The organism is Streptomyces aurantiaciflavus (genome assembly GCF_049808595.1).
GTDB lineage: Bacteria > Actinomycetota > Actinomycetes > Streptomycetales > Streptomycetaceae > Streptomyces.
The window spans coordinates 45,990-63,282 of sequence record NZ_JBNCAQ010000050.1; the positions used below are offsets into that span (position 1 = coordinate 45,990).

General features: G+C 72.3%; 16 protein-coding genes and 1 pseudogene. 6 read left to right on the forward strand and 11 right to left on the reverse strand.

The window, feature by feature from the left end; all coding sequences use genetic code 11:
- Window positions 1–100: 100 nt before the first annotated feature.
- Window positions 101–316, forward strand: coding sequence for a dodecin (locus ACPT94_RS38630; protein WP_360345188.1), 216 nt, complete (start codon window positions 101–103; stop codon window positions 314–316).
- Window positions 317–340: 24 nt separating this feature from the next.
- Here ACPT94_RS38630 and ACPT94_RS38635 read toward each other — a convergent pair whose 3' ends face one another.
- Window positions 341–832 carry a phosphatase domain-containing protein gene (locus ACPT94_RS38635; RefSeq protein ID WP_360345190.1) on the reverse strand — a complete coding sequence of 164 codons (492 nt, stop codon included), beginning with the start codon at window positions 830–832 and terminating at the stop codon, window positions 341–343.
- A 124-nt stretch (window positions 833–956) separates the two neighbouring features.
- On the opposite strand from ACPT94_RS38635, the gene ACPT94_RS38640 reads away from it, so the two are divergent.
- Both ACPT94_RS38640 and ACPT94_RS38645 read left to right on the forward strand, forming a co-directional pair.
- The gene (locus ACPT94_RS38640) at window positions 957–2,168 is read left to right on the forward strand and encodes a right-handed parallel beta-helix repeat-containing protein (RefSeq protein ID WP_425247941.1); all 1,212 of its coding nucleotides are present in this window, start codon (window positions 957–959) and stop codon (window positions 2,166–2,168) included.
- Window positions 2,169–2,232: 64 nt separating this feature from the next.
- Window positions 2,233–3,246, forward strand: a complete 1,014-nt coding sequence (locus ACPT94_RS38645) for an LLM class flavin-dependent oxidoreductase (protein WP_360345194.1) — start codon at window positions 2,233–2,235, stop codon at window positions 3,244–3,246.
- Between the two features lie 112 nt (window positions 3,247–3,358).
- Here ACPT94_RS38645 and ACPT94_RS38650 read toward each other — a convergent pair whose 3' ends face one another.
- Together ACPT94_RS38650 and ACPT94_RS38655 are read right to left on the reverse strand one after the other, a co-directional pair.
- On the reverse strand, window positions 3,359–3,592 hold the full coding sequence (locus ACPT94_RS38650) for a hypothetical protein (protein WP_425247942.1): 234 nt from the start codon (window positions 3,590–3,592) through the stop codon (window positions 3,359–3,361).
- Between the two features lie 25 nt (window positions 3,593–3,617).
- Window positions 3,618–4,685: an NAD-dependent epimerase/dehydratase family protein gene (locus tag ACPT94_RS38655; RefSeq protein WP_425247943.1), complete on the reverse strand. Its 1,068-nt coding sequence runs from the start codon at window positions 4,683–4,685 to the stop codon at window positions 3,618–3,620.
- Between the two features lie 46 nt (window positions 4,686–4,731).
- Here ACPT94_RS38655 and ACPT94_RS38660 point away from each other — a divergent pair, with 46 nt between their 5' ends.
- Entirely contained in the window at window positions 4,732–5,463 is a 732-nt protein-coding gene (locus tag ACPT94_RS38660) for a hypothetical protein (RefSeq protein WP_360345200.1), read from the forward strand.
- A gap of 223 nt (window positions 5,464–5,686) precedes the next feature.
- On the opposite strand, the gene ACPT94_RS38665 is transcribed toward ACPT94_RS38660, so the two are convergent.
- The 5 genes from ACPT94_RS38665 to ACPT94_RS38685 form a co-directional block, all read right to left on the reverse strand.
- The gene (locus tag ACPT94_RS38665; RefSeq protein ID WP_425247944.1) at window positions 5,687–6,598 is read right to left on the reverse strand and encodes a lysophospholipid acyltransferase family protein; all 912 of its coding nucleotides are present in this window, start codon (window positions 6,596–6,598) and stop codon (window positions 5,687–5,689) included.
- Window positions 6,598–7,371: a GNAT family N-acetyltransferase gene (locus tag ACPT94_RS38670; protein WP_360345204.1), complete on the reverse strand. Its 774-nt coding sequence runs from the start codon at window positions 7,369–7,371 to the stop codon at window positions 6,598–6,600. Before ACPT94_RS38670 ends, ACPT94_RS38665 begins: the two co-directional genes overlap by 1 nt.
- Before the next feature lie 225 nt (window positions 7,372–7,596).
- On the reverse strand, window positions 7,597–8,346 hold the full coding sequence (locus tag ACPT94_RS38675) for a succinate dehydrogenase/fumarate reductase iron-sulfur subunit (protein WP_360345206.1): 750 nt from the start codon (window positions 8,344–8,346) through the stop codon (window positions 7,597–7,599).
- Complete coding sequence (locus tag ACPT94_RS38680) at window positions 8,343–10,289, reverse strand: fumarate reductase/succinate dehydrogenase flavoprotein subunit (RefSeq protein ID WP_425247945.1); 1,947 nt, start codon at window positions 10,287–10,289, stop codon at window positions 8,343–8,345. The genes ACPT94_RS38675 and ACPT94_RS38680 overlap by 4 nt, the downstream gene beginning before the upstream one ends.
- 2 nt (window positions 10,290–10,291) lie before the next feature.
- A complete protein-coding gene (locus ACPT94_RS38685) occupies window positions 10,292–10,963 on the reverse strand; it encodes a succinate dehydrogenase (RefSeq protein ID WP_360345283.1) in 672 nt (223 codons plus the stop codon).
- Between the two features lie 120 nt (window positions 10,964–11,083).
- On the opposite strand from ACPT94_RS38685, the gene ACPT94_RS38690 reads away from it, so the two are divergent.
- Window positions 11,084–11,968, forward strand: a complete 885-nt coding sequence (locus ACPT94_RS38690) for a LysR family transcriptional regulator (RefSeq protein WP_425247946.1) — start codon at window positions 11,084–11,086, stop codon at window positions 11,966–11,968.
- A 228-nt stretch (window positions 11,969–12,196) separates the two neighbouring features.
- Here ACPT94_RS38690 and ACPT94_RS38695 read toward each other — a convergent pair whose 3' ends face one another.
- The 3 genes from ACPT94_RS38695 to ACPT94_RS38705 form a co-directional block, all read right to left on the reverse strand.
- Window positions 12,197–14,332: a putative bifunctional diguanylate cyclase/phosphodiesterase gene (locus tag ACPT94_RS38695; RefSeq protein WP_425247947.1), complete on the reverse strand. Its 2,136-nt coding sequence runs from the start codon at window positions 14,330–14,332 to the stop codon at window positions 12,197–12,199.
- Window positions 14,329–15,141, reverse strand: a complete 813-nt coding sequence (locus ACPT94_RS38700) for an SAM-dependent methyltransferase (RefSeq protein ID WP_360345212.1) — start codon at window positions 15,139–15,141, stop codon at window positions 14,329–14,331. Before ACPT94_RS38700 ends, ACPT94_RS38695 begins: the two co-directional genes overlap by 4 nt.
- Before the next feature lie 357 nt (window positions 15,142–15,498).
- Window positions 15,499–16,491, reverse strand: a complete 993-nt coding sequence (locus ACPT94_RS38705) for an SCO0930 family lipoprotein (protein WP_360345214.1) — start codon at window positions 16,489–16,491, stop codon at window positions 15,499–15,501.
- Window positions 16,492–16,947: 456 nt separating this feature from the next.
- Between ACPT94_RS38705 and ACPT94_RS38710 the strand changes: the two are divergent.
- A pseudogene (locus ACPT94_RS38710) lies at window positions 16,948–17,293 on the forward strand (hypothetical protein); the annotation flags it as partial.

Consider the following 17,293-nt stretch of genomic DNA (forward strand, 5'->3'; position numbering starts at 1 on the left):
GACGCCTCGCGCGGGGCCCCGGCTTGGGGCACGGTGGAGTCACGCGTGACACACGTGGCACCGCCGTCACGGCGCCGTCTCGGCCGAGAGGAGCACCCGCATGTCGAACCACACCTACCGGGTCACGGAGATCGTCGGCACCTCGCCGGAGGGCGTCGACCAGGCGATTCGCAACGGCATCACCCGCGCCCACCAGACCCTGCGCAACCTGGACTGGTTCGAGGTGACCCAGGTGCGCGGACAGCTCGAGAACGGCGAGATCGCCCACTGGCAGGTCGGCCTCAAGGTCGGTTTCCGCCTGGAGGACTCCGAGTGACACGCGCCCCTCAGGCACCCGGGCTCAGGTGCGGCCCTCCTGCTCCTGCGCCACCCGCAGGGCGACCGAGGGAAGCGTCCAGCGCGCCCGGACGACGGTGAAGCCGGCCGCTTCCGCGTCGTCGCACACCAGCTCGTCGTCGTCCACCAGGAACAGCACCTCCCGGTCACGGGCGAGGCGGCGCAGGATCTCCAGCTTGGTGCGGCGGGCGGGCCGGCGATCGCCGTCGCGCCGCATGTACACGCGCCCGTCGGGCAGCCCGTACCGCTCGAGCCACTCCCGCGTGTCCCGCCGGCAGCGCTCGGGCCGCCCGGTGAGGTAGACGACCTCGCACTCCCGCGCGCTCTCCACGGCCATCGCCACGCCCTCGGAGATCGGCGGGTCCTGCGGCGCCGCCGCGAAGAAGGCGTCCCAGTCCCGCGGCCTGCGCTCCAGGAACCGCTGCCGGTGGGTGGTGTCGGCGAGCGTGTTGTCCAGGTCGAACACGGCGAGCGGGCGCCTGCTGGTCTCGGTCACACGCCCACCCTAAAGACCTCCCCCACCCCGGCAACCTCCGCGCCCCGGGCGGCCACTGCTGTGCGACACGACAGGCACGGCAAGCACAGCGGACACGGCAGGCAAGACGGAGGCGGGAGACCCCATGCGCAACACGTCGATCTGGACGTCGGCACTGGTGAGCGCGGCGCTGGTGACGTTATCGGGCCCGACGGCGGAGGCGTCCGCGGCCCCGGCCGCGACGACCCTGGTCGTGGCGACCACCGGCGACGACTCAGCGGCGGGGACGTTCACCCAGCCCCTGCGGACCATCCAGCGGGCCGTGGACCTGGCGAGGCCCGGCGACACCATCGCCGTACGCGGCGGCACGTACACCCTCACCGACAACATCACGATCAGCACCTCGGGCACCGCGTCCCAGCCGATCACCCTCGGGGCCTACCAGGGCGAACACGTGGTCGTGGACGGCGAGCGGCTGCCCGCGAGCCACACCCCCGTCGGCGGCAGCATCCCCCGGGCCGAGCGCGGGGCGATCCACCAGGAGGCCTCGTACTGGCGGATCTCGGACCTGGAGATCGTCAACGGTCCCTACGGCGTGTACTGCGACGGCTGCAACAACAACGTCTTCGCGCGACTGAGGACGCACGACAACTACGAGTCCGGCTTCCAGCTCCAGGGCGCCTCCGGCAACAACCAGATCCTGAACCTGGACAGCTACGGCAACCGCGACCCGCGCAAGAACGGCGAGAGCGCCGACGGCCTGGCCGTCAAGGAGGGCAGCGGCACCGGCAACGTGGTGCGCGGCGCCCGCCTGTGGAACAACGTCGACGACGGCTTCGACAACTGGAAGTTCACCTCCCCGATCCTGATCGAGAACACGGTCGCGTACGGCAACGGCTTCAACCGCTGGGGCTTCCCCGACTTCGCGGGCGACGGCAACGGCTTCAAGCTGGGCGGAGGCAGCCCGGCGCCCGCGGTGGCGCACACCCTGCGCAACTCCGTCGCCTTCAAGAACGCGGCGCACGGCGTCACGGACAACGGCAACACGGGCGCACTCGCTCTGACCCGCACCAGCACGTACGCCAACGCCGGCACGGGCTTCGACGTCGACACCTCCGGCGGCAGGGCCGTCCTCACCGGCAACCTGTCCGTCGCCGACGCGCGCGCCGTGGCCCTCGGTGCGGGCACCGTCTCCAGCGGCAACTCCTGGGATCTCGGCGGCACGTGGAACGCCGCCTCGGTGCTGAGCACGGACCCCGCACCCCTCACGGGCGCCCGCCGCTCCGACGGCTCACTGCCGTCCGCCCCGTCGTTCCTGGTGCCCCGCAACGGGGCGGGCGTCGGCGCACGCTTCTGACGACCCGCGGCGCCCGTCGAAGGTTCCGGAGGAATCCTGCGGGCTCCCGGGTGTTGAACCCTGTATGAGTTCCGTGATCGCCTCGGCCCGTTTCTCCGTCCTCGACCGCTCCCGCGTCCGCGAGGGCCACACCGGCGCCGAGGCGCTGCGGGACACGGTGGGGCTGGCGCAGGAGGTGGAGCGGCTCGGCTACCACCGGTTCTGGGTGGCCGAGCACCACGGGGTGCCCGGCGTGGCCGGGTCCGCGCCGACCGTGCTGGCGGCCGCCGTGGCCGGCGCGACGCGCACGATCCGGGTCGGCACCGGCGGAGTGATGCTGCCCAACCACCGGCCGCTGGTCGTGGCGGAGCAGTTCGGCGTCCTGGAGTCCCTGTACCCGGGGCGGATCGACATGGGCCTCGGCCGCTCGGTGGGCTTCACCGACGGGGTCCGCAAGGCGCTGGGGCGGGACAAGGGCGACGCCGAGGACTTCGCCGGCCAGCTTCAGGAGCTGCTCGGCTGGTTCCGGGGCACCTCCCCGACGGGCGTGCACGCGCGGCCCGCCGAGGGCCTGACCGTGCCGCCGTTCGTGCTGGCCATGGGCGAGGGCGCGACGATCGCGGCCCGCGCCGGCCTGCCGATGGTCATCGGCGACCTGCGCGACCGGGAGCGGATGCGGCGCGGCATCGACCACTACCGCGCCCACTTCCGGCCCTCCCCCTGGGCCGCCGAACCCTACGTCGTCGTCTCGGGCACGGTCGCGGTCGCCGCGACGCCCGAGGCCGCCCGGCGGCTCCTGGTCCCCGAGGCCTGGTCGATGGCGTACTCCCGCACGCACGGCACCTTTCCGCCGCTGCTCCCCGCCGAGCGCGTCGAGGCGCTCCCGATGACCGCGAAAGAGCGCGGGTTCTACGAGTCCGGGCTGACCGGCCAGATCGCCGGCACCGAGGAACAGGTCGCCCACGAGCTGGAGAAGCTGGTGAAGGAGACGAACGCGGAGGAGATCCTGGTCACGACCAGCACCCATGACCGTCGGGCACTGCTGGACTCCTACCGGCGTCTCGCCGGGATCGCGAACCTCGGAAGGGCCACTGGCTGACGGCTGCCCCCGCGCAACCGCTGTCGGCGGACGAGAACGAGTTGCGGGGACCGCTCCCCCAGGGCACGCCCTGCGCCGTGGGGGTGTACGGCGAGCAGGACGGCACCTCTGTTCAGTCGTCCGAGTCGCCGCCCGAGTCGCCGCTCGACTTGCGGCGCCCGCTCCCGGACCGGCTCACCAGCTCGCCCGCGAACCGGGTCACGGCGGCCACCGCGCGCACCCAGCGCGGGCCGCCCCGTTCCGCCCACACCACACAGACGCACCCGCCGACGACGAGCACCAGGACACCCACCAGAACGAGCAGCTCCACGCTCGGCCCCCTTCGTTTTCCCTCGGTCCGCGCCATCCTCTCAACGTGATCGACCGCGGACTCACCCGCCCCGTCCCCGCCGCAGCTCCCGCCAGGCCCGGTAGTGGTCGAGCAGCGTCTCCTCGATCGGGCGGTAGGTGAGGCCCAGTTCCTCGACGCTCCGGCGGTTGTCGACGCGGAAGCGGATGCCGAGGTGGTTGCGGATGTAGGCCTGGCTCAGGCCGAAGGCCGGGCCGAGAAGGCGGACGGGCCAGTGCGGGAGGGCGGTGCGCGGGAGACGGAGGTTCCCGGGGTGGTGAGCGCGCAGGATCGCCGACATCCGGTGGAACGACGTCATCTCCTGGGCCGCGACGATGTAACGGCCGTGCGCCCCGGGGCGTTCCGCCGCCGCGATGTGGGCCGCCGCCACGTCCCGTACGTCGGCCGTCGTGAAGCTGAAGTCCGGGGCGCCGTAGAAGAAGTAGCCCTTGAACAGCTCGTCGAGGAGGAACAGGCTGCCGGAGTCCGAGGCCGGGGTGAGGGAGGGGCCCAGGATCAGGCCGGGGTTGACGGAGACCATGTCCCAGCGGTCCTGCGCGGCCGCGGCGTCCCAGGCGGCCCGCTCCGCCACCGTCTTGGCGTAGTGGTACGGATTGTCGTCCACCGTGCTGGTGGTGTTGAAGTACTTCTCCGACAGGGTCCGGTCGTCCATCTCCAGGACGTCGGCGTAGTCACCGAAGATCGCCCCCACGGTGGAGGTGAGGACCAGCCGCTCGACCGTCTCCGTGCGGTCGATGCCTCCCAGCACGTTGTGCGTGCCCCGCAGGGCCGGTTCCACCACGTCCCGCCGGCCGTCCTTGATCTTCTCCGGCATCAGGAAGGGGGAGGCCACGTGGAAGACCACGGAGCAGCCCTTCATCGCCTCGTCGAAGGAGCCGTCCACGAGCAGGTCGGCCTCGAAGAGGTCGAGGCGGCCGGGGTGGGAGTCCCGCAGCGCTCGCAGCGGCCGCGTCTTCGCCGCGTTCGCCGTGCTGCGCACGGTGGTGCGCACCCGGTGGCCGCGTTCCAGCAACTGCCGTACGAGATGGGCGGCGACGAAGCCGCTGCCACCCGTCACCAGGACGGTTCTGCCGACCGGACTTCCACTCACGCCTGTTCTCCTCGGGAGGTGGGTCGAGATCTGTCATGATCGCACCATGACCCCCCAACCGCCCTTCACCTACAAGGAATTCGTCGAACACATGGCCGCCGACCCGGCCGTCGTCGGCCTCGTGCTCAAGGGTTCGCAGGCCCACGAGGGCATGGCGACCGAGCACTCCGACCACGACCTGTACGTCGTCCTCGCGGACGGCGCACCGGCCGGGGACCTCGGTCGCCGCACCCCCGACCTCGACGTGGTGGTCGTGTCGCTCGCGGAGTTGCGGGCCGCGGGCAGGCCGGGCTTCGAGCGGTACGCGCTCGCCCGGGGCCGGGTCGTCCTCGACCGGCTCGACGGGGAGATCGGCCGAATCCTCGCCGCGAAGGCGCGGTTGGGGAGGGAAGAGGCCTTCCGGGCGGCGGGCGGGTCGCTGGACGCGTACGCCAACTCCCTGTACCGGTCGGTCAAGAACGCCCGCGACGGCGAGTCGCTGGCCGCCCGCCTCGACGCGGCCGACAGCCTGGGCTCCCTGCTGGAGTTCCTGTTCGCCCTCGACCGCCGGCCCCGCCCCTACAACAAGTACCTGCGCTGGGAACTGGCCCACCACCCGCTCCCGGGCTGGGACACCACGGCCCTCCTCGACGCCGTGGAGCACATCGCGGCGACCGCCGACGTCCCGGCCCAACGGGCGCTCTTCGCACGGGTCGAGACAGCGGCCCGCGCGGCCGGGCACGGCGACGTGCTCGACGACTGGGGCGAGGATCTGCTGCTCATGCGGCCGGGTGGGTAGGACGACGGGCGCCGCCCGCGGCGCGGGCCCGACCGGACCGCTCACGGGACGCCCGGCCCCGGGTGGTACCCGCCCCGGCGGCCCGGTCTCCGTCCGCCGTGCGACGCGATCGGCGAAGGACGCCCACGCCACCCACGCGAGCGGCCGGCCAGGCGGGCGCACGCCCGGGTCTCCCCTGCGTACCCGCGCCCGGACGGTTGCGGTGCCGGGGCTCCTCCGTCGATCACCCCGCCGCGTGTCCTGCCGGTGGTGCCCACGCCCCGCGGAGGTCCACGGGGCCGCGGCCGGTGTGCGCGCCGGCTGTTCCCCGTGCGGTGCGTCCGCGGGCCTTGAGCGTCATCTGCCCGCTCGCCGGCTCGCCGAGGACCCATGTCCCGGCGGTGGCCGCCAGCGTCCTGCGGTCGAGGTGGGTCTCGGGTGCGATCGCCGGTCCGACCTCCACCTCGGCCACGAGGCTCCGGGCGGTCGCCACCCGCCACAGGGAGGCGAGCAGGCAGTCGTCGCCGACGAAGGCGGGTGCCGTGCTGGCCGCGCCCCCTTCGGCCCGGTAGCGGATGCGCACCGGCTGCACGGGCACGCGCGCGTCCACGGCGGCCTGGAACACGGCCCGCCGGAAGTGGCCCTGGGCGCGGCCGCACCAGGTGCTCCCCTCCGGGAACACCGCGACGGCCTGCCCGGCGCGCAGGGCATCGGCGACACGGGCGACCGTGCCGGGCAGGGCGCGCAGCCGGTCACGGTCGATGAACAGGACGCCGCCGCGCGCGGCGAGCGCTCCCGCGACCGGCCACTGCCGTATCTCGGTCTTGGCGAGCATCCGGGCCGGGCGCACCGCGGCCAGCAGCGGGATGTCCAGCCAGGAGATGTGGTTGGCGACCAGCAGCAGCCCGCCGGCGGGTGCGGCGGCCCCCGTCGTGCGGACGCGGACTCCCGCCGCCCGCACGACCGCGCGACTCCACCGCCGTACCGCCCCGGCCGGGATCCTCCCGCCGAGCGGCGACAGGAGGACCCCGGTGAGGACGAGCAGCAGCACCGCCGCGAGCCGCAGCACGGCCCGCGGTACGGCGGCGCAGGACGACTCCGTCTCCTCCACGCACGCCCGCGGGGTGCACGGCGCGCTGGGCAGCCAGACGCTCATCAGGCCGGGACGAGGGAGAGGAAGTGCCGCAGATAGCGCTGGTTGACCCGGCGCATCGACAGCAGCACGTACAGGTCGGCGACCCCGAAGTCGGCGTCGTGGGCGGGCTCGCCGCACACCCAGGCGCCGAGGCGCAGGTAGCCGCGCAGCAGGGCGGGCAGCTCGGTGCGCGCGGGCAGTGCCACGTCAGCCGGGGGCACCCACGGCAGCAGCGGGCGTACCCGGAACTCCTCCGGCGCCAGGTACTTCTCCCGCACCCGGTCCCAGGCGCCGGCCGCGAGGGCGCCGCCGTCGGCGAGCGGGACGGAGCAGCAGCCGGCCAGCCACTCGTGGCCGCGGTCCACCATGTAGCGGGCGATCCCGGCCCAGATGAGCCCGATGACGGCGCCGTCGCGGTGGTCGGGGTGCACACAGGACCGGCCGACCTCGACCAGCCCGGGCCGGATCCCGTCCAGCCGCGCCAGGTCGAACTCGCCCTCCGAGTACAGCCGCCCGGCGACCGCGGCGCGCTCCGGCGGCAGCAGCCGGTACGTGCCGACGACCTGCCCGGTGTCGGCGTCGCTCACCAGCAGGTGGTCGCAGTACGCGTCGAAGGGGTCGACGTCCAGGCCGGGCTGTGAGGACGTGAGCAGGGCGCCCATCTCCCCGGCGAAGACGTCGTGCCGCAGCCGCTGCGCGGCCCGCACGTCGTCCTCGTCGCGGGCGAGGGTGACGGTGTAGCGGGCGGGTGCCGTGGACCGCGGGGGACGGTCGAGGGTGGAAACACCGGTCATGGCTCTCTCCTGAGCACGCACGAAGGGGGACGGAGCGGTACCCCCTGTTTCTTCCGATTCCGGTTGGCGTGTACGTGACCTGTGCCAGGAGCGCGGGTGTGGGAATGCTGAATGCCAGGCGCGGGGAGCGCCGCGGCGGAAAGCCAGACGGGGCCGGGGATGAGCACCACTCCCGGCCCCGCCCGTCCACCGTCTCGGCGAACGTCTCTCGTTACGCGGGTTCCGCTATCGCTTCGCCACCTTGCGGGTGGCCCGCAGCCACTCCTTGTTCATGCTGGTGATGGACATCAGGGGGATCCCCTTCGGGCAGGCCGTCGCGCACTCCCCCGTGAGGGTGCAGCCGCCGAAGCCCTCCTCGTCCATCTGCGCCACCATGTCCAGCACCCGCGTCTCCCGCTCGGGCGCCCCTTGGGGCAGGACGTTCAGGTGGTTGACCTTGGCGGAGGTGAACAGCATCGCCGCGCCGTTGGGGCACGCGGCCACACACGCCCCGCAGCCGATGCACTCGGCGTGCTCGAAGGCGGAGTCGGCGTCCGGCTTCGGCACCGGTGTGGCGTGGGCCTCCGGCGCGGCGCCGGTCGGGGCGGTGATGTAGCCGCCGGCCTGGATGATCCGGTCGAAGGCGGACCGGTCGACGACCAGGTCCTTGATCACGGGGAACGCCGAGGCCCGCCACGGTTCGACGTCGATCGTGTCGCCGTCCCGGAAGGAGCGCATGTGCAGCTGGCAGGTGGTGGTGCGCTCGGGTCCGTGCGCGTCGCCGTTGATGACGAGCGAGCACGCGCCGCAGATGCCCTCACGGCAGTCGTGGTCGAAGGCGACCGGGTCCTCGCCCTTGAGGATGAGCTCCTCGTTGAGCGTGTCGAGCATCTCCAGGAAGGACATGTCGGGGGAGACGCCGTCCACCTCGTACGTGGACATGGCGCCGTCGGCGTCGGCGTTCTTCTGCCGCCAGACGCGCAGGGTGAGCTTCATGCGTAGCTCCGCTGGGTGGGGTGGACGTACTCGAAGACCAGGTCTTCCTTGTGCAGGGTCGGGGCCTCGCCCGTTCCCGTGAACTCCCAGGCGGCCGCGTAGGCGAACTCGTCGTCCTTGCGGGCGGCCTCGCCGTCCGGGGTCTGCGACTCCTCGCGGAAGTGGCCGCCGCAGGACTCGGAGCGGTGCAGGGCGTCGAGGCACATCAGCTCGGCCAGCTCCAGGTAGTCGACGACCCGGTTCGCCTTCTCCAGGGACTGGTTGAACTCCTCGCCGGTGCCGGGCACCTTGATCCGCCGCCAGAACTCCTCGCGGATCTGCGGGATGCGCTCGAGTGCCTTGCGCAGTCCGGAGTCCGTGCGGGCCATGCCGCAGAACTCCCACATCAGCTCGCCGACTTCGCGGTGGAAGGAGTCGGGGGTCCGGTCGCCGTCGACGGACAGCAGCAGGTTGAGCCGGTCGTGGGTCTCGGCCAACACTTCCTGTACGACGGGGTGTTCGTCGGTCACCTCGTCCTGGTGCGGGTTGCGGGCGAGGTAGTCGTTGATGGTCGCCGGCAGCACGAAGTAGCCGTCGGCCAGGCCCTGCATGAGGGCGGACGCGCCGAGCCGGTTGGCGCCGTGGTCGGAGAAGTTGGCCTCGCCGATCGCGAACAGTCCGGGGACGGTGGTCTGGAGGTCGTAGTCGACCCACAGTCCGCCCATCGTGTAGTGGACGGCCGGATAGATCCGCATCGGCACCTCGTACGGATCCTCGTCGGTGATCCGCTGGTACATGTCGAAGAGGTTGCCGTACCTGGCCTCGACCGCCTTGCGGCCCATCCGCTGGATGGCGTCGGCGAAGTCCAGGTAGACGCCCTGGCCGCCGGGGCCCACTCCCCTGCCCTCGTCGCAGACGTTCTTCGCGGCGCGGGAAGCGATGTCACGCGGGACCAGGTTGCCGAAGGACGGGTAGATGCGCTCCAGGTAGTAGTCGCGCTCGTCCTCGGGGATCCTGTTCGGCGGTCGGGTGTCGCCCTGGGCCTTCGGGACCCAGATCCGGCCGTCGTTGCGCAGCGACTCGCTCATCAGCGTCAGCTTCGACTGGTGGTCGCCGGTGCGCGGGATGCAGGTGGGGTGGATCTGGGTGAAGCACGGGTTGGCGAACCAGGCGCCGCGCCGGTGCGCCCGCCAGATCGCGGTGGCGTTGGAGTTCATGGCGTTCGTCGACAGGTAGAAGACGTTGCCGTAGCCGCCGCTCGCCAGTACGACGGCGTCCGCGAAGTAGGTGTCGATCCGGCCGGTGATCAGGTCCCGCGCGACGATTCCGCGCGCCCGTCCGTCGATGACGATCAGGTCGAGCATCTCGGTGCGCGGGTGCATCTCGACGTTCCCGGCGGCGATCTGCCGGGACAGGGCCTGGTACGCGCCGAGCAGCAGCTGCTGGCCCGTCTGGCCGCGGGCGTAGAAGGTGCGGGACACCTGGACGCCGCCGAAGGAGCGGGTGTCGAGCAGGCCGCCGTACTCGCGGGCGAAGGGCACGCCCTGGGCCACGCACTGGTCGATGATCTCGACGGAGATCTGGGCGAGCCGGTGGACGTTGGACTCGCGCGCCCTGAAGTCGCCGCCCTTGACCGTGTCGTAGAACAGCCGGTGGATGGAGTCGCCGTCGTTGCGGTAGTTCTTCGCCGCGTTGATGCCGCCCTGCGCGGCGATCGAGTGGGCGCGACGCGGGGAGTCCTGATAGCAGAACTGGACGACGTGGTAGCCCTGTTCGGCGAGGGTGGCGCCGGCGGAGCCGCCGGCGAGGCCGGTGCCGACGACGATGACGGTGTGCTTGCGCCGGTTGGCCGGGTTGACCAGCTTGGCCTCGAAACGGCGCTTGTCCCAGCGCTCGTCGATCGGGCCGGAGGGCACCTTGGTGTCGACGGCGGGTTCGCCGGTCGCGTAGTCGGTGTAGGTCATCTTCAGCTCACCACTCCGGTCATGACGCCCACGGGTACGGCGACGAAGCCGGCCGTGAGCAGCAGCGCGAGGACGTCGGCGACGGTCTTCAGGGCGCGGTCGCGGGTGCGGCTGCCGACGCCGAGGGTCTGGGCGGCGCTCCAGAAGCCGTGCCGGACGTGCAGGCCGAGGGCGAGCATCGCGACGATGTAGACGACGTTGCCGTACCAGGTGGAGAAGGTGTCCACGACGTTCTGGTACGGGTGGCCCTCCTGGAAGCCGCCGGGGTGCACGGTGCCGGTCGTCAGGTCCAGGACGTGCCAGACGATGAACAGGCCGAGGATGATCCCGCCCCAGCGCATGGTGCGGGTCGCGTAGCTCGCCCGTGGCTTCTTGTGGACGTACTTGCTCGGGCGCGCCCGGATGTCACGGCGGCTGAGCTGGTACGCGGAGACGGCATGGGCGACGACCGCGACGACCAGCACGACGCGGATCAGCCACAGCGTCCACTCGTAGTGCATGAACGGCTCGCCGACCGTGCGCAGCCAGTGGCCGTAGTGGTTGAACTCCTGCGGGCCGAAGAAGATCTTCAGGTTGCCGATCACGTGGGCGACCAGGTACAGCAGCATGATCACGCCGCTGACTGCCATCACTGTCTTCTTGCCGACGGAGGAGTCCCACACGGTGCGCGCCATGGACGGCCGTCGGTCCGTCCGCGTTGCCAGAGCCATGGAACAGGACGCTAGGGCCGGACGACCTCATCAGTCCAAGACATGGTCCGGCTCGTTTCGATAGCCGCTGCCTATCATGGCTGGATGCAGTTCCAGCAGCTCCAGTACTTCGTCGCGGTGGCCGAGACGCGGCACTTCACCCGGGCCGCCGAGCTCGTGCATGTCGCACAGCCGTCGCTGTCGCAGCAGATCAGGGCGCTGGAGCGGGAGTTGGGGGCCGATCTGTTCCTGCGGGCGCGCGGCAACATCACGCTCACGGACGCGGGTGAGGCGCTGCTGCCGCTGGCTCGGCGGATCCTGGCGGACACGGAGACGGCCCGGTACGAGGTGCAGGAGCTGGTGCAGCTGCGCAGCGGCCGGGTCCGCCTGGGCGCCACGCCCAGCCTGTGCACGGGTCTGCTGCCGGACGTGCTGCGCGCCTTCCACGACCGCTACCCCGGCATCCGGCTGCTGATCGAGGAGAGCGGCTCGCACGACCTCGTCCGCGAGCTGGCCCGCGGCGCCCTGGACCTCGCCCTGGTGGTGCTGCCCCTGCCGACCCCCTCCCCCGCCCTGACGACGGTGGAGCTGCTCCGCGAGGACCTGGTGGTCGTTTCCTCCCCGGAGGCCCCGCGCCCGGGGCACGGCCGGCGCACGGTCCGCGTAGCCGATCTGGAGGGCGAACGTCTGGTGATGTTCCGGCACGGCTACGACCTGCGCGAACTCACCGTCGCGGCGTGCCGGGCCGAGGGCTTCGAGCCGGACTTCGCGGTGGAGGGCGGGGAGATGGACGCGGTGCTCGGCTTCGTGCGGGCGGGTCTGGGGGTGGCCGTCGTCCCGCGCATGGTCGCCGCGCGGTCCGGGCGGGGCCTTCGGGTCACCCCGCTGGCCCGCCCCGGCCTGCACCGCACGATCGCGCTGGCCCACCGCAGCGATGTGGCTCCGCCGCGGGCCGCGAGGGAGTTGCAGCGGATGCTGCTCGAGCGGTGAGGCGGCGCCGCCGGGGGGCGGTGGCTGCGGCCGGCGGACGGACACCGAGGGATCCGACGCCGGCCGGTGAACGCCGTCCGACGCCGCCGCCCGGACGGCGCTCGGCCGTCGGCGCACCCGGCCCGCCGCCCGGAAATCGCCGCCGCACCCCGAGAGGGCGCGGCGTACGACGTCACAGCACGGTCGGAGACGCCCCGGAGGACGCCGCGCCGCCGGGCCGGAGGGTCCTCACCCCGTCGCGTCCACCAGGGCCAGTTCGTGCAGCCGGTCCGGGGGGCCCGGGCGGGCGTAGTACCAGCCCTGGGCCGTGTCGCAGCCCAATATCCGCAGCTGGTCGGCCTGGGCCCCGGTCTCCACGCCCTCCACGGTGACCGCGAGGTTCAGACTGTGGGCCAGCGAAACGATTCCCTCGACGATCTTCAGGTCGACGGGGTCGGCCGGGAACTGCTGCATGCTCTGGGTGAAGGAACGGTCCAGCTTGAGCACGCTCACCGGCAGCCGGCGCAGGTTGGCCAGGTTGGAGTAGCCGGTGCCGAAGTCGTCCAGGGCGATGTCGACGCCCATCTCGGCGAGCCGGCGCAGCGGCTTGAGGAGGTCGTCGTCGGCGCCGATCAACGCCGATTCGGTCACCTCCAGACAGAGAGCCTCCGGTTCGACTCCGGTGCGCTCCAGGATGTCGACGGTGTCCTGCACCAGTCCCGGATGGTTGAGCTGGCACGGGGAGAGATTGACGTTGATGCGCAGGGGGCTCGTGTCCCCGTTGCGTTCTCGCCACTCGCGGGCCTGGCGCACCGACTGCTCCAGCACCCAGCGGCCCAGCGGAACGATCAGCCCGGTGTGTTCGGCGAGCGGGATGAACCGGTCGGGACCGAGCACCCCGTGCTGCGGGTGCAGCCAGCGCACCAGGGCCTCGGCGCCGCGCACGCTGCCGTCGCCGAGGTGGACGAGCGGCTGGTACTCGATGAAGAACTCGCCCCGCTCCAGGGCGGTCGGCAGGGCCGTGGTCAGCCCGTGGCGGGTGATCGCGCGGGCGTCGGCCTCGGGGTCGGCGAGCTCGAAGCGGTTGCCGCCCGCCGACTTGGCCCGGTACATGGTGATGTCGGCGCTGCGCAGCACCTCCGCGGGGCTGTGCTCCCCCGCCGGGCCCTCCACGATGCCGATGCTGCCGCGCACGGTCAGCTCCCGGCCGTCGATCCGCACGGGCGCGACCAGGGCGTTCATGATGCGTGCGGCGAGTTCGTCGACCTCGCGGCGGGTGTCGGGGCCGGTGGTCAGCGCCACGAACTCGTCGCCGCCCAGCCGGGCGACCATCTCGCCCGGCGCGGTCGCGCAGGCCTGCAGCCGGTCGGCGACCTCCACGAGCAGCCGGTCGCCGGCCGCGTGGCCGAGGCTGTCGTTGATGGTCTTGAAGCCGTCCAGGTCGAGATAGCACAGGCCGAAGCGCTGGTTCTCGCCGACGGAGAGCACCTTCTCCAGGCGTTCGAAGAACAGGGTGCGGTTGGGCAGGCCGGTGAGCGCGTCGTGCGTGGCCTCGTACCGCAGCCGCAGGTTGAGCAGACGGCGCTCGGTGGTGTCCTCCATCAGGGCCAGCTGGTACTGCGGCCTGCCGTCGGCGTCACGGAGCAGGGAGACCGTCAGGTTGGTCCACAGCACCGTTCCGTCAGGGCGGTAGAACGCCTTCTCCACGTGGTAGTGCTCGCGTTCGCCGCGCACCAGCTCCTCGTAGAGCCGCCAGACCTGGGGCGCGTCGTCGGCGTGTGTCCACTCGCGGACGTTGCGGCCGCGCACCGCCTGCTCACCGCCGCCGAACATGCGCATGAGCGCCCCGTTGACCTGGAGGACGTTGCCGTCCAGGTCGGCGATGCCGATCCCTATGGCGGCGCCCTCGAAGACCGCGCGGAAGCGGGCCTCGCTGGCGTGCAGCGCCTGCGCCACCACTCCCTGCGCCTGCAACGCGGCCTGCGCGATGGCCTCCTGCTCGGCCAGCGTGCGCTCGCGCAGCGCCTGGGCGTACCCGGCGGCCATGGCGTGCTGGAGCCGCGAGCACCGCGTGCGCAGGTCCTCCTGGGGACCGTCCTCGCCGCAGTAGAGCACCAGGTAGGCGTCGACGCAGTCCAGGCTGCGGCTGAGCGCCTCCGGGTCGGTGCAGTGCGCGTCGACGAGCGCGGCTCCGACCGCCCTGGCGGCCTCGGCGTCGAACGTCCTGGCCCGCAGCGCCTCGCTCAACCGCCGGGCCAGCGGCAGGAGTCGCTCCTCGAACTCCGGCCGGGTCAGCGACGTCGAGGTGACCGGGAACACCGCCCGGCTCCAGATCGTCGCGAACCGCCGCAGTCTGTCCTCCGGCCCGTCCGGCTCGGCGATCACGAAGTACGCCCCACGCCCGCGAAACCGGAGAAGGCGTACGGATCCTCGTCCTCCGGTGTCTCCTGCGGCCTCCACAACGGCGGCGACACCAGTCCCGGTTCCACCATGTCGTACCCCTCGAAGAACCGCGCGATCTCGTCACGCGAGCGCATGATCAGTGGGTTGCGAATGTCCTTGTACACGTCCACCGCGCCCTCGGCCCGCTCCGGCGGCAGCGGGATTCCCTCGTACGAGGCATGCGTGAGGACGAGCAGGCTGCCGGGCGCGAGCGCGGCGCTCAGCTCGGCGACCGCCGTGTACGGGTCGTCCGCGTCTTCCACGAAGTGCAGTATGGCAACGAGCAGCAGCGCCACCGGCCGGTCCAGGTCGAGCATTTCCCCCACCTGCCGGCTGCTCAGTATCTCCTGCGGCTTGCGCAGATCGGCCGCGACGACGTCCGCGTCCGCGTTGCCCTCCAGCACCGCCTGGCTGTGCGCGACGGCCACCGGGTCGTGGTCGACGTAGACCACCCGGGCGCCGGGACTGGCCGCCTGGGCCACCTCGTGGACGTTGCCGAAGGTGGGGATGCCCGAACCGATGTCGAGGAACTGGGTGATGCCCTCGCCGGCCGCGTACCGCACCGCGCGGCGCATGAACGCCCGGTTCGCCTGCATGATCTTCGGAAGTCCCGGCATGAACTCCATGGCCCTGCGGGCCGCTTGCCGGTCGACCTCGAAGTTGTGCGAACCGCCCAGGTAGTAGTCGTAGATCCGCGAGACACTGGGCACGGAGATGTCGATGCTCCGTGGGGCCCAGGCGGGACGCTCCATCCAACTCTCCAAGGCGTAGGCGATCCGGTGTTCGAGCAGAGGCTACTGATCGCCCGCCAAACGGGCGAGCGGAAACGGAAATTGACCATCCGTTCCCGGTCACTGCCTGCGGCACGTGCCGAATCGGCGCCCCGTGGGGGAGCCTGGCGCAAACTACCCGAAGAACGGCAGGGCCGGACAGCACAGTGGTCCGCCCCCTCCGTGCGGCGCGGAGGGGGCGGGCGGCCCCGGCCCCCCCCCCCCCCGGGGGGGCCCCCCCCCCCGGGGGGCCCCCCCCCGGGGGGGGGGGGGGGGGGGGCGGACCGGGGGTCGTACGTGCCGTGGCAGATGCGGTGATCAGCCCTGGGGAGGTGATCTCTACTGCTCCGGCGCGCCGACCAGCTTCCCGTCGGGGGCCACGGCGTACCACTGGCCGCCGACGCCCTGACCGTTGATGTCACCGGGAGCCTTGTCACCGGAGAAGGTGTAGATCGGCGAGCAGTTGACCGTCATCTGCTTGACGCCGTCGCCCCGGGTGAAGCTCATCAGGCCCTTCTTCTGGACGCCCTCGGTGTCGTTGGTGGCGACGGGGGCGACGACCGGCCACTTCTCCACGCAGGCGCCGTTGCAGTTCGACACCGGCTTGGGCCAGGCCTTGTCCTTGAGGAAGCGGTAGACGGTCATGCCGTTCTTGTCGACGACGATGTCGCCGAGCTTGGGGTCCTTGCGCACCGACAGCCCGGGCAGGGCGGACTCCGCCTTGGCCTTCTTGCCGTCGGGGGCCAGCGCGAACCACTTGCCGCCCACGCCCTGGCCGTTGGTGTCACCGGCGTTGGCGTCCTTGGCGTAGCGGTAGACGGGCCAGCCGTCGACCGTCAGCTGCTTGGTGCCGTCGGAGCGGGTGACCTCGCCGAGCAGCGACTTGTCGATGCCGTCGCCGGCCGTGGCGTCGTCGGCGGGAACCGGCGGCCAGGTCTTCGCGCAGTCGCCGTCGCAGTTGGACTTGGGCGGTTCCTGGGTGTCCGAGTCGAAGCGGTACAGCGTCATGCCGTTGGAGTCGATCAGCACCTTGCCGAGTTCCGCGTTGGCGGAGACGGACAGCTGACCCGCCACGCCCGCCTGGGAACCGGTGCCGGTGTCGGTGCCCGCCCCGACACCGCCCGTGGCCGCCGGGGTGCCGGCGCCCGCGCCGACGCCTGCCCCGACACCGCCGGTGCCGCTGCCCACACCCGCGATGGTGCCTGCCGGGGCCGTAACCCCCACGTTCTGGCTCGCGTTCGACGTGCCGCTTTCCTGACCGCACGCCGTCGTCAGCGCCAGAACGGACACGGCGCTCGCCACGAGTGAGGCGCTCCGCCAGGAGGTCTTCATCGTCAACAACTCCCCGATCATCACAAGGGTGTTGCAGCGCCCTGCTGCGCCGCCGCACGGCCATGGGTACGCATGCCGGTGGGTGTTGTGTTCAACGCGGCACAAAATTCTTTTCGCCGCCTGTGACACAGCCCGCTTCGGGCCACGCCCTCGCACGCCCGTACGGCGGGCCGGACGCGTGGACGTCCGCCCCCCAAACCCCCGGGGGCGGACTTCCCCCGTTCGGGGCAATCACCCCCGAGCACCCGACCACACCGGGGCACGAGGCCTCATGATCTCCGTCGTGCATGGACCCGAAACGACCCGATCCGCCCTTTCCGCACGGGCGTTGGCCCTGGTGGCCGCGGTCTGGATCCTCGCGACCGCGCCGGCCGGGGTGGCCGTGGCCGACGCCTGCGCGTACGCCTCGACGGGCCCGGACGGCACCGAGGCGGTGGCGGTCGCGGGGAGCATCGCGTGGCCGACGCCGCCGAAGTGCCCGGTACCGACACCGACGCCCACGCCGACCCCCACACCGCCGAAGCCGAAACCGCCGCCGCCACCGCCCAAGGAGACACCCCCGCCGAAGCCCGAGCCGACGCCCACGCCCACGCCCTCGCCCACACCGAGGCCGACCCCCACGCCGCCCCCGCCTCCGAAACCCCCACCGCCCCCTCCGCCGCCCGCGCCGGCGCCGCCGCCGCCCGAGACACCGCTGCCCCCACCGGCTCCGGCCGTCGCACCCCCCACACCGCCCCCGGCACCGACGCCCACCCCGACCCCCACGCCCAAACCCACGCCACGTCCCTCCGCGACTCCGATC

What these genes read in the sequence shown, in the direction of transcription:
- ACPT94_RS38645 (WP_360345194.1), top strand. Translation starts at nt 2,233, where the DNA reads ATGAGTTCCGTGATCGCCTCGGCCCGTTTCTCCGTCCTCGACCGCTCC.
- ACPT94_RS38660 (WP_360345200.1), top strand. Translation starts at nt 4,732, where the DNA reads ATGACCCCCCAACCGCCCTTCACCTACAAGGAATTCGTCGAACACATG.
- ACPT94_RS38665 (WP_425247944.1), bottom strand. Translation starts at nt 6,598, where the DNA reads ATGAGCGTCTGGCTGCCCAGCGCGCCGTGCACCCCGCGGGCGTGCGTG.
- ACPT94_RS38675 (WP_360345206.1), bottom strand. Translation starts at nt 8,346, where the DNA reads ATGAAGCTCACCCTGCGCGTCTGGCGGCAGAAGAACGCCGACGCCGAC.
- ACPT94_RS38650 (WP_425247942.1), bottom strand. Translation starts at nt 3,592, where the DNA reads ATGGCGCGGACCGAGGGAAAACGAAGGGGGCCGAGCGTGGAGCTGCTC.
- ACPT94_RS38690 (WP_425247946.1), top strand. Translation starts at nt 11,084, where the DNA reads ATGCAGTTCCAGCAGCTCCAGTACTTCGTCGCGGTGGCCGAGACGCGG.
- ACPT94_RS38640 (WP_425247941.1), top strand. Translation starts at nt 957, where the DNA reads ATGCGCAACACGTCGATCTGGACGTCGGCACTGGTGAGCGCGGCGCTG.
- ACPT94_RS38670 (WP_360345204.1), bottom strand. Translation starts at nt 7,371, where the DNA reads ATGACCGGTGTTTCCACCCTCGACCGTCCCCCGCGGTCCACGGCACCC.
- ACPT94_RS38680 (WP_425247945.1), bottom strand. Translation starts at nt 10,289, where the DNA reads ATGACCTACACCGACTACGCGACCGGCGAACCCGCCGTCGACACCAAG.
- ACPT94_RS38685 (WP_360345283.1), bottom strand. Translation starts at nt 10,963, where the DNA reads ATGGCGCGCACCGTGTGGGACTCCTCCGTCGGCAAGAAGACAGTGATG.
- ACPT94_RS38700 (WP_360345212.1), bottom strand. Translation starts at nt 15,141, where the DNA reads ATGGAGCGTCCCGCCTGGGCCCCACGGAGCATCGACATCTCCGTGCCC.
- ACPT94_RS38630 (WP_360345188.1), top strand. Translation starts at nt 101, where the DNA reads ATGTCGAACCACACCTACCGGGTCACGGAGATCGTCGGCACCTCGCCG.
- ACPT94_RS38705 (WP_360345214.1), bottom strand. Translation starts at nt 16,491, where the DNA reads ATGAAGACCTCCTGGCGGAGCGCCTCACTCGTGGCGAGCGCCGTGTCC.